This is a genomic window from Sporomusa sp. (genome assembly GCF_057736855.1).
In genome coordinates, this window is sequence record NZ_JBYKYF010000030.1 from 3,419 (window position 1) to 14,002 (window position 10,584).

At 44.3% G+C, this 10,584-nt stretch carries 10 protein-coding genes and 1 riboswitch; all 10 genes read left to right on the forward strand.

What is annotated here, in order from left to right; all coding sequences use genetic code 11:
• The first annotated feature begins 6 nt into the window (after positions 1 to 6).
• Positions 7 to 336 (forward strand): DUF2292 domain-containing protein, encoded by a 330-nt coding sequence (locus AC29Z1_RS03595; protein ID WP_488270090.1) that lies wholly within the window; start codon positions 7 to 9, stop codon positions 334 to 336.
• Positions 337 to 664: 328 nt separating this feature from the next.
• Complete coding sequence (locus tag AC29Z1_RS03600; protein ID WP_488270091.1) at positions 665 to 1,831, forward strand: ABC transporter substrate-binding protein; 1,167 nt, start codon at positions 665 to 667, stop codon at positions 1,829 to 1,831.
• A gap of 242 nt (positions 1,832 to 2,073) precedes the next feature.
• Complete coding sequence (gene cysK, locus AC29Z1_RS03605) at positions 2,074 to 3,009, forward strand: cysteine synthase A (RefSeq protein ID WP_488270092.1); 936 nt, start codon at positions 2,074 to 2,076, stop codon at positions 3,007 to 3,009.
• Between the two features lie 257 nt (positions 3,010 to 3,266).
• Positions 3,267 to 4,043, forward strand: a complete 777-nt coding sequence (locus AC29Z1_RS03610; RefSeq protein WP_488270093.1) for an acyl-CoA dehydratase activase — start codon at positions 3,267 to 3,269, stop codon at positions 4,041 to 4,043.
• A gap of 39 nt (positions 4,044 to 4,082) precedes the next feature.
• The gene (locus AC29Z1_RS03615; protein WP_488270094.1) at positions 4,083 to 5,192 is read left to right on the forward strand and encodes a double-cubane-cluster-containing anaerobic reductase; all 1,110 of its coding nucleotides are present in this window, start codon (positions 4,083 to 4,085) and stop codon (positions 5,190 to 5,192) included.
• 207 nt (positions 5,193 to 5,399) lie between these two features.
• Positions 5,400 to 5,672, forward strand: a complete 273-nt coding sequence (locus AC29Z1_RS03620; RefSeq protein ID WP_488270095.1) for a metal-sensitive transcriptional regulator — start codon at positions 5,400 to 5,402, stop codon at positions 5,670 to 5,672.
• A gap of 25 nt (positions 5,673 to 5,697) precedes the next feature.
• Positions 5,698 to 8,124, forward strand: coding sequence for a heavy metal translocating P-type ATPase (locus AC29Z1_RS03625; RefSeq protein WP_488270096.1), 2,427 nt, complete (start codon positions 5,698 to 5,700; stop codon positions 8,122 to 8,124).
• A gap of 40 nt (positions 8,125 to 8,164) precedes the next feature.
• On the forward strand, positions 8,165 to 8,371 hold the full coding sequence (locus AC29Z1_RS03630) for a CopZ family metallochaperone (RefSeq protein WP_488270097.1): 207 nt from the start codon (positions 8,165 to 8,167) through the stop codon (positions 8,369 to 8,371).
• A 123-nt stretch (positions 8,372 to 8,494) separates the two neighbouring features.
• A riboswitch (SAM riboswitch) is annotated at positions 8,495 to 8,604 on the forward strand.
• Between the two features lie 110 nt (positions 8,605 to 8,714).
• On the forward strand, positions 8,715 to 9,926 hold the full coding sequence (metX, locus tag AC29Z1_RS03635; RefSeq protein ID WP_488270098.1) for a homoserine O-acetyltransferase MetX: 1,212 nt from the start codon (positions 8,715 to 8,717) through the stop codon (positions 9,924 to 9,926).
• A gap of 91 nt (positions 9,927 to 10,017) precedes the next feature.
• On the forward strand, positions 10,018 to 10,584 hold a 567-nt coding region (locus AC29Z1_RS03640), incomplete at its 3' end, for an aminotransferase class I/II-fold pyridoxal phosphate-dependent enzyme (protein WP_488270099.1).

Sequence of the window (10,584 nt, forward strand, 5' to 3'; positions counted from 1 at the left end):
TGACAAATGAATAAATATATTTCTGGGGAAGTGCTTGACCTGATTGAACAAGCAATAAAAGAAATTAACTTTGGCTCTGTTACTTTGGTACTTCAGGATTCGCGGATCATTCAGATGGAAAAACTGGAGAAAATTCGGTTTGGCGAGTTACCAAGTAAAACGGCAGGTAAATTAGCAGCTCCGGCAGATTTACGGACACGGATACTACAATCTGTCAGCGGTATGGAGTATGGAAAGGTTGCGATTCAAATTCAGGCAGGACAAATTACGCAGGTGGAAAGAACCGAAAAGTATCGGGTGGGCAAATTGACTGGCCTGCATGGTGATGGAATTTAAAAAAACTTCTGATTCCATTTGTGAGAGACAGACGTTTGCGCCTATTACGTTATGAATAATAAGGTAGAAATAAAAAGGCTACTTTTTCTGGTTAGAAGGAGTAGCTTTTTTTTGTTGCCGAACCATGGTCATGTCCGATTAATAAGGACAATAGTATGTATTAAATGTACTAAAAATAATATATTGACAACAAACTTGTAAAGGTGTATAGTATATTTCAATTACAAAATACATAAATTCTCCTGTACAGATACATTCCGGTCAGAAACGCGATTCTAAGCAGTGAAACAAGTATTTGTATAGGGGCTAAAAAGGGGTAGAGGAGAATATGCGTAAAAAATTATTAGCAGTGGCAATGAGCACACTGCTGATGGCTGGTGCGCTTGCCGGTTGCGGTGGCGGAACCAAACAAGAAGCAACAAATGAAATTAAAATTGGCGGCAACTTTGAGTTGACCGGCGGTGTGGCCAATTATGGCAAGCAAGCGGTTAATGGTATTCAATTAGCCATTAAACAGGCTAATGAGTCAGGTGGAGTATTAGGCAAACAAATCAAATTAGTATTGGCAGATAATAAATCAGAAGCTGCCGAGGCAACTAATGCTCTCACTAAACTTATTACGCAGGATAAAGTTGTAGCGGTGTTAGGGCCTGCTACTAGTTCTAATACGATAGCTACCCTTCAGGTATCTGAAGATAATAAAATTCCTGTCATTACTCCGACTGGAACAAACGAAAAGATCACTGTCGATAATGGCAGAACGCGTCCGTACGCTTTCCGTTCCTGTTTTATTGATCCATTGCAAGGAACCATCATGGCCAACTTTGCCAGCAATACGCTGAAGGCAAAAACCGCAGTTATGTATGTTGATAATAGTTCCGACTATTCCAAAGGTCTTGCCAAATCTTTTGAAACAGTATTTACTCAAAACGGTGGTAAAATCTTAGGCCAAGAAGCCTTTTTACAAAAAGATCAGGATTTCAAATCAACACTGACCAAAATAAAAGCACTTAATCCTGATGTTGTATTCCTTCCGGCTTATTATGAAGAAGTAGGCAAAATTCTTAAACAGGCTCGAGAAATGGGCATGAATATGCCGTTCATTGGAACCGACGGCTGGGATGATGCTAAAGTCGTCGAAATTGCTGGCGCAGCGGCACTAAACAATACGTATTTCAGCAGCCATTTCTCATCTCAGGATACCGATCCTAATGTTGTAAAATTTATTGCTGCTTATAAGAAAGAATATAACCAGGAACCAAGTGTTTTCTCCGCTCTTGGATATGATGCTGGCTTGTTGCTGATTGACGCTATTAAGCGTGCGAACAGCACCGATCCGCAAAAAATCCGCGATGCGTTAGAACAAACTAAGAATTTGCAGCTCAGTACAGGGATTGTAACGATTGATGCCAACCACAATCCGATTAAGAGTGCAGTTGTTATTGAAATGAAAGACGGCAAACAGGTATTTAAAGAAAAAGTTACTCCTCAATAATAGTAATGCCAAAAATAGGTTGACAGGTAAGCAGGAGTATGATACGATATAACCATATTAATATTCATTAGTATTTTTTGCTGACCGGAAGACCGGAGGCAATCGCTGGCTTATATAGCTGTCGATTGTCTCCTTTTGTTTTCTAGACAGAAAAAAGTTAATTTTTTAGTAGTACCAGGTTACTACTGCGCAGGAAAAAGGTTACAATATGATTAATCAGGTGAAAGAAAGGATGATGTAGTATGGCTAAAATTTATGGAAATCTGACAGAACTGATTGGTAATACACCGCTGCTAGAGTTAAAAAACTATGCTAGTACCAAAGCGGTTGGCGGACGAATCATCGCCAAAATAGAATACTTTAATCCGCTAAGCAGCGTCAAAGACCGTATTGGCTATGCAATGATTAAAGACGCTGAGGATAGGGGAATTATCAATAAAGATACGGTAATTATTGAACCTACCAGTGGCAATACAGGAGTGGCATTGGCCTTTGTTGCTGCTGCGCGTGGCTACAAACTGATTCTGACCATGCCTGAAACCATGAGCATAGAACGCCGTAAATTACTGAAAGCCTTAGGGGCCCAACTGGAACTGACCCCAGGTGCTCAAGGCATGAAAGGTGCGATTGCCAGAGCAGAAGAATTGGCAGCGACGACCCCTAACTCCTGGATTCCGCAACAGTTTAAAAACCCGGCTAATCCAGAAATCCATCGCAAAACTACGGCCGAAGAAATTTGGCGGGATACTGATGGTGAGGTGGATATTGTTGTCGGTGGCGTAGGGACCGGCGGTACCATTACCGGTATTGCTGAAGTACTGAAGGCGCGTAAGCCGGAATTAAAAGCGGTGGCAGTTGAACCAGCTGACTCGCCAGTGCTGTCTGGCGGTAATCCTGGTCCGCATAAGATTCAGGGAATTGGGGCTGGTTTTGTACCAGATGTATTTAATGCCAAAATCGTTGATGAAATTATTCAAGTTCAGACTGCTGACGCCTTTGATGCCTCAAGAACCGTGGCTACTACGGAAGGTCTGCTTGTTGGTATTTCCAGCGGGGCAGCCCTTTGGGCCGCTACTGAGCTGGCTAAACGTCCAGAAAATAAGGGCAAAAACATTGTAGTCATTTTGCCTGATACTGGTGAACGCTATCTGTCGACACCGCTGTTTGGCGAAGAATAATTCAGCTTAGCTCAAGCTGTGAGTAAATTTGAGAATGGCTTAGGTGTATCAATAAGGGATATTTATAAAAGTATTCTGGTGTATCGCACATCAGAATACTTTTTCATTTTTAGTAAATATTTCCCTGTCATACTTGTAACTTTTTCTTATGGAATGTTTACAATGCAGGAATCGAGAAAGTAAGAACGAATGATTAATATAGATTAATTATATTATTTCGACAAATTTAATCTATAAAAACAAATTATAGGTGGTTTATGGACGATAAAATAGCAGTTGGTATTGATGCTGGTTCAGCGGCAATAAAACTTACAGTATATAAAGGGAAAACGGTTGCACATTTTATCTGCCCTTCAGGCTGGAATCCCAAGGAGCAAGCCACTCAGCTGCTTAAAACAGCATGTAGCAGTCAGGGATGCAGTGAGGTTGGCTACATTGTGGGAACAGGTTATGGACGGCTGAATCTGCCGTTTGTTACTAAGGCTATGACAGAAATCACCTGCCATGCGAGAGGTGCGGTATATTTAGTGCCTAGTGTCAGGTGCGTGATTGATATTGGTGGTCAGGATGCCAAGGCGATCAAGGTGGACAACCAGGGCAGGGTGTTGGATTTTGTCATGAATGATAAATGTGCCGCTGGTACAGGCAAGTTTCTGCAAGTTACAGCCAATGCACTGGGGCTTGATATTGCTGAAATTGGTAATATCAAAGCAGGTCCTGAGGATACAGTTTGCACCATTAATTCTATGTGTACCGTATTTGCCGAGTCAGAAGTCATCGGACTGGTCAATCGAGGGGTTTCCCGGCAAGCCATCATTGCCGCTTTATATAAATCCATTGCTGGCCGGATAGCCGTCATGGCAGCCGGGATTCAGCCTACGGCGCCGGTAGTATTTACTGGGGGGCTGGCCCAAAATCAAGTATTGCGCCAGGAACTGGCAGATCGATTAGGTTTGCCGGTGCTCACGCATGAACAGGCGGTATTTGCTGGTTCGATAGGGGCAGCCTTATTTGCCTGGGATGCCATACAGTAAAGCCGTGTTACAAATTGCAAAGGATGGGGGAGCAGAATTATGTCAGATGCGTTTACTATGTTGAAAAATATTAAAGAGACAGGGAAAAAGGTTGTTGGTTTTTATTGTGTTTTTGCCCCGCAGGAACTTGTCTTAGCGGCAGATGCTTTGGGTTTTGCCTTATGCGCCACCAAGGAAGAAGCCATTCCTGATGGTGAAAAAACACTGCCGCGCAATTTCTGTCCGTTAATCAAATCTTCATATGGTTTTGCCGTAACTGACAAGTGTCCATACTTTTTGTATTCCGATATTATCATTGGGGAAACTACCTGCGATGGCAAGAAAAAAATGTTTGAATTAATGAAGTCCTTCAAGCCTGTCCATGTGATGAAGCTGCCGCAAAGCTATCTTACTGACAATGATAAGGCGTATTGGCTGAACGAAGTAAAGGTGCTGAAAGATGTCTTAGAACAGGAACTTGGGGTACAAATTACTGAGGAAAAATTGCGCTCAGCCATTAAGGTTCTCAATGAAGAACGCTTGTTGATGCAGGAATTGGCTGAAGTGATGAAACATGATCCTGTACCCATGACAGGTATGGATTTGCTGAAACTGATGTGGGGGCGGAACTTTGTTACTGACCGTAATGATTTTGCTAAACAACTTAAGGAAATCATTGCTGATATGAAAGAGTCTGTAGCCAAAGGCGAGGCTGCTATTCCCAAAGGTGCCAAACGCATTATTGTAACCGGCGTACCCACAGGGATTGGTTCGGAAAAAGTCATACGAATTATTGAAAAATGTGGCGCTGCCGTTGTTTATATTGAAAACTGTTCCGGCATGAAGCAGTTTGTAACCCTTGTCGATGAAACCAAGCCACCGCTAGAAGCCATTGCGGAAAAATACCTGATAACTCCTTGCTCCTGTATGAGCCCTAATCCGATAAGAATGCAGAATCTCGTCCAACTGGTCAACGATTACAAGGCTGATGGAATTGTAGATATTACTTGGCATGGCTGTCATACCTATAATGTAGAAAGCCGGGTGGTCAAAGACTTCTTAAAACAACATGGCGATATTCCCTTCATCCAGATTGAAACCGATTACTCCCAAGGCGATGTGGAACAAATTAAAACCAGAATACAGGCTTTCCTCGAAATGATGAACTGATTACACAGCAAGAAGCCCGGGATTATCCCGGGCTTCTTGCTGTGTAACCAACGGAAGGTTTACCTGGTTATCCTGTTGGTTCAAAACCAATAGGTAAGGTCTGGCGTAACTAAATAATCACTTGCCGGAGATACTAAAATTAAATTGACTGTAAGTCAATTGCATTGTACCATATACTATACAGGGGTATAGTATATTTGGAGGGTAATGATGGTAAACGAACAGGAAAAGGCAAGTATAAAAAACAGATTACGGCGTATTGGTGGCCAAATTAATGGAATTGAAAAAATGGTGGAAGAAGGTCGTTATTGTGTGGACATTCTGCAGCAAATTATGGCTGCCCGGGCTGCGCTCAATCAGGTAGCATTAATTATGATCGAAAGTCATACCAAAAGCTGTGTGGTTAATGCCATTAAACAAGACCGTACAGAACAAGCCGTCGGTGAGTTGATGAGTGTTTTATCTAAATTTGCCAAGTAAAGTTTTAGGGTAAGGGGGAGCAAATATGGCTCAAGCGAAAAATAACCAGTCTGTTGACACGGTCTCGTTAAAAGTTGGCGGCATGACTTGCGCCGCTTGTGCCAGCCGGGTGGAACGGGGGCTCGCCAAATTGCCGGGAGTGGAAAAAGCCGCAGTAAATCTGGCAACCGAAAAAGCTACGGTGACGTTTGACCGGTCACAGGTTACACTTGCTGAGATTGCTCATAAGATTGAAGTATTAGGTTATCAGGTGATTCGGGACAAAGTAGATTTAAAAATCACTGGCATGACCTGCGCAGCGTGTTCGGGGCGGATAGAAAGAACTCTGAACAAGTTACCCGGTGTAGTCAATGCGGTTGTTAATCTGGCAGTAGAGAAGGCTACTATTGAATTTTATCCAGATGTAGTCGGTGTACATGATATTAAGGCTAAAATTGAAGCCATTGGTTTTGGAGCGGTGGATGCAACTGATAGAGCTGTCGTAGATCACGAGCAGCAAACCCACGAATCCGAAATAAAGAGCCAACGTTTCCGCTTAATCTTGGCAGCCACGTTATCGGCACCGCTTTTGTTTGGCATGATTCTGCATATGCTGGGAGTAATGGGGCAGTCTACCGAATGGCTGATGAATCCGTATTTTCAATTGTTGCTGGCTACACCGGTTCAATTTATTGCCGGCTGGCAGTTTTACCGGGGTGCTTATCTGGTCCTTAAACATGGCAGTGCCAATATGGATGTGTTAGTGGCGCTCGGTACATCGGCGGCGTACTTTTACAGCATTGCTAATGTGTTGCGTCAGCAACCGGATTTGTACTTTGAAACGTCCGCTATTTTGATTACCCTTATCATTTTGGGTAAGCTATTAGAGGCCAATGCCAAGGGGAAAACCTCTGAGGCCATTAAGGCGCTGATGGGACTTAAGGCTAAGACAGCCCGCGTGGTTCGTGACGGGCAGGAAATGGATATTCCCGTCGAATCCGTAGTTGTCGGCGATCTGGTGATAGTTCGTCCGGGGGAGAAAGTTCCGGTGGATGGAGTCATTGTTGAGGGAACCTCGACGGTTGATGAATCCATGCTTACTGGCGAAAGCCTGCCTGTTGATAAACAGGTCGGCGACCAAGTGGTTGGCGCTACGATAAATAAGTTAGGAACCTTTAAATTTGAGGCCCAAAAGGTTGGTAAAGATACTGCTTTAGCACAAATTGTGCGTATTGTTGAAGCGGCCCAGGGGTCCAAAGCACCCATTCAACGTTTTGCTGATGTGGTTTCAGGTTATTTTGTACCGGTGGTTGTTGGTTTATCAATCGTAACTTTTGCAGTTTGGTATTTTATTCTGGACCCAGGGAATTTTTCGCGCGCTTTGGTCAATTTTACTGCTGTCTTGGTGATCGCCTGCCCCTGTGCGCTGGGCCTGGCTACGCCGACTTCCATTATGGTGGGAACTGGTAAGGGAGCGGAAAGCGGTATTTTGATAAAAGGTGCTGAACATTTAGAACATGCACATAAGCTGACAACCATTGTACTGGATAAAACGGGCACCATAACCAAAGGCCAACCGGAGGTTACTGATATTGTGCCTATGACTGGATTTGCTGAAACGGAATTAGTGCGGCTGGCTGCCAGTGCTGAAAAGAATTCGGAGCATCCCTTGGCGCAGGCAATTGTTGCCTATGGTCAGCAGCAAGGCATTGCCATAATGGAACCGGAGTCATTTACTGCCATTCCTGGTCATGGAATTGAAGTGAAAGTGGAAGGCAAGCGTATTTTGGTTGGTACTCGTAAGTTAATGAAAGAAAATCATATTGCGTATGAAACCGCGGTTGCCCAAATCGAACAGTTGGAAGGCCAAGGTAAAACCGTTATGTTGTTGGCTGTAGAAAATCAGCTATGCGGTTTGTTGGCAGTAGCCGATACGGTAAAAGAAAGTTCGGTACAAGCAATAGCAGAACTGCAAAAAATGGGTATCGAAGTATGGATGATGACTGGTGATAATACCCGTACTGCGCAGGCCATTGCCCAAACTGTTGGCATAACCAATGTTATGGCCGAGGTGCTGCCAGAACACAAAGCCGAAAAGATAGAAGCGCTGAAAAAAGCCGGTAAGGTGGTAGCCATGGTTGGAGACGGGATTAATGATGCTCCGGCACTGGCTACTGCTGATGTGGGTTTTGCCATTGGCACTGGTACTGATGTTGCTATTGAGGCCGCCGACATTACCCTGATGCGGGGTGAATTAACCGGCGTGGTTGCCGCTATTCGCCTAAGTAAGGCAACCATGCGCAACATTAAGCAGAACCTATTTTGGGCGCTTATCTATAATTCTTTGGGTATTCCGGTGGCAGCAGCAGGATTTTTATCCCCTGTTCTGGCAGGGGCGGCAATGGCCTTTAGTTCAGTGTCGGTGGTTACTAATGCGCTGCGACTGAAACAATTTGACCCATATAAAGGGTAAAGCAATGGTTTATATTTTCTTCGAGTGAGGAGGTGAAAGAATGAATCAAGCAGAAACCATCATATTAAAAATTGAAGGTATGTCTTGCGGACATTGCAAAATGAGTGTGGAAAAGGCTCTTCAGGCTATTCCCGGGGTGGTGAGCGCCAGTGTAGATTTGGCTAAGAAGGAAGCACAGGTAATTGGTACTGCCAGTCGTGAAGCACTGGTAAAAGCTGTGGAAGACATTGGTTTTGATGTAGTATAAAGCAAACCGGAACCGCAAAAAAACGCACAAAAGTGTAAAGTTTAAGTACAATATGCTTGACAAATGTATTTCATTATAGTATCATGAACACATCCATTTAGAAAATTTAATAATAACAACAAACTCTTATCCAGAGAGGTCGAGGGACTGGCCCGATGACACCCGGCAACCGGCGCAATGCGCAGTGGTGCTAATTCCAGCAGGAATCAATAGGTATTCCTGGAAGATGAGAGGGGATTTTGGTTATGGATGTGACCCCCTCTTTGATAGAGGGGGTTTTTATTGTCCTCAAAGAACCATTTGCTTGATTCGCTGAAGTCATTGTAAGAGGAGGGAGGATATCATGGTTGTTACCTTTTTTCCGGGGTTCAAATGGCGGCCGCAACTGAAGTTGGCCCAAATAGCAACACCCGAGCGACCGCTGGATTTATTTTTAGGCGGTAGTTTACCAGAAGTTACTGTGGCTTATGAAACCTATGGCCAACTATCAGCAGCCCGCGATAATGTAATTCTGGTGACTCATGCATTAACAGGTGACAGCCATCCTGCAGCCCATGACCCATATGATGAGCAGGGCTGGTGGGAACCGTTGATTGGGCCTGGACGGACGCTTGATACGAATCGGTTTTACATTATTTGTAGCAATGTGCTTGGTGGATGTCAGGGGACTACTGGGCCGGCCTCTCCGAATCCAGCTACCGGTAAGCCTTACGGAATGAGATTTCCCGAGATTACCATCAAAGATATGGTCCGAGTTCAAAAACGGTTATTAGAAAAATTAGGAATTGAACACTTAGCCATGGTGGTGGGCGGTTCCATGGGAGGAATGCAGGCCTTACAATGGGCTGTTGATTATCCTGGTTTTGTTGATGCTGCGATTGTGATTGCCGCCCCCGGATATTCTTCCCCTCAGGCTATTGCCTACAATCGTGTAGGCCGTCAAGCGGTTACTCTTGATCCTGAGTGGAAAAACGGTGACTATTACGGCGGAACAGGGCCTAAACAGGGGTTGGCTGCTGCCCGGGCCTTAGGCATGATTACTTATCAGAGCGAGATGTCCATGGCTAGTAAATTTGGACGACGAACACGGGCTGGAAAATTTGAAGTCGAAAACTATCTTGATTATCAGGGCGAAGGTTTAGTGAAACGGTTTGACGCTAACTCATATTTATACTTGTTACGTGCGCTGGATCTGTTTGATATTAGTACTGGTTACGCTTCTTATGAAGAGGCTTTGGCCAGAATTGATGCCAAAGTACTGGTCGTGGGAGTAAGTTCTGATATCCTGTATCCACCACATCAGCAGGAAGAATTAGCAAAAACCATGCAGCGGGTAGGCGTATCCACCGATTTTGCCATTATCGACAGTCCGCACGGACATGATGGGTTTCTGATTGACTTTCATTTGCTTAGACCGATATTAACCAATTTTATTAATAAAGTTTTGCCTGTGGCTGCTGAGCCACCGATTAGGCAATGGATTAAATTCAAAGCATCTAATTTGGCTTACTTGGGGGCTAGGTTAGTACCGGATATTCGATATCAAGAAGCGTAATATATCCAAGGGAGCATTTGCTTGCGCAGCTTAGGCGATATCAATATTGTTGATATGCCACAGTAAATAAATAAAAAAAAGAGGGATGAGTATGAATTTACCAAACAGCTTGCGTTTTGATACTTTGGCCGTACATGCAGGGCAGCAGCCTGATCCAACAACTGGCTCGCGGGCAGTACCGCTGTATTTGACTACCGCCTACAATTTCCGGGATGCCGACCATGCAGCCAATTTGTTTAGCCTGAAAGAAAGCGGCAATATTTACACCCGGATTATGAATCCGACAACTGACGTATTTGAACAGCGGATGGCGGCTTTAGAAGGGGGAGTGGGGGCACTGGCTTTTGCCTCAGGTCATGCGGCTATCGTTGCAGCCATTGTCAACATTGCCCAGGCGGGTGATGAGATTGTCAGTTCTTCAAGCTTATATGGTGGAACCTATAATTTGTTTGCCCATACGTTGCCGCGGCTAGGCATTACAGTTAAGTTTGTTGACCCGAGCAAGCCGGAGAACTTTGCTGCCGCGATTACGCCTAAGACAAAAGCGCTGTTTGCTGAAATTATTGGTAATCCTAAAATTGATGTGCTGGATTTAGAGAGTGTAGCTGCTGTGGCGCATAATCATGGGTTGCCGCTGATGATTGACAGTACGTTTGCT

Coding starts and splice junctions, on each gene's coding strand:
- metX (WP_488270098.1), top strand. CDS start 8,715: ATGGTTGTTACCTTTTTTCCGGGGTTCAAATGGCGGCCGCAACTGAAG.
- AC29Z1_RS03615 (WP_488270094.1), top strand. CDS start 4,083: ATGTCAGATGCGTTTACTATGTTGAAAAATATTAAAGAGACAGGGAAA.
- AC29Z1_RS03595 (WP_488270090.1), top strand. CDS start 7: ATGAATAAATATATTTCTGGGGAAGTGCTTGACCTGATTGAACAAGCA.
- AC29Z1_RS03620 (WP_488270095.1), top strand. CDS start 5,400: ATGATGGTAAACGAACAGGAAAAGGCAAGTATAAAAAACAGATTACGG.
- cysK (WP_488270092.1), top strand. CDS start 2,074: ATGGCTAAAATTTATGGAAATCTGACAGAACTGATTGGTAATACACCG.
- AC29Z1_RS03610 (WP_488270093.1), top strand. CDS start 3,267: ATGGACGATAAAATAGCAGTTGGTATTGATGCTGGTTCAGCGGCAATA.
- AC29Z1_RS03600 (WP_488270091.1), top strand. CDS start 665: ATGCGTAAAAAATTATTAGCAGTGGCAATGAGCACACTGCTGATGGCT.
- AC29Z1_RS03625 (WP_488270096.1), top strand. CDS start 5,698: ATGGCTCAAGCGAAAAATAACCAGTCTGTTGACACGGTCTCGTTAAAA.
- AC29Z1_RS03630 (WP_488270097.1), top strand. CDS start 8,165: ATGAATCAAGCAGAAACCATCATATTAAAAATTGAAGGTATGTCTTGC.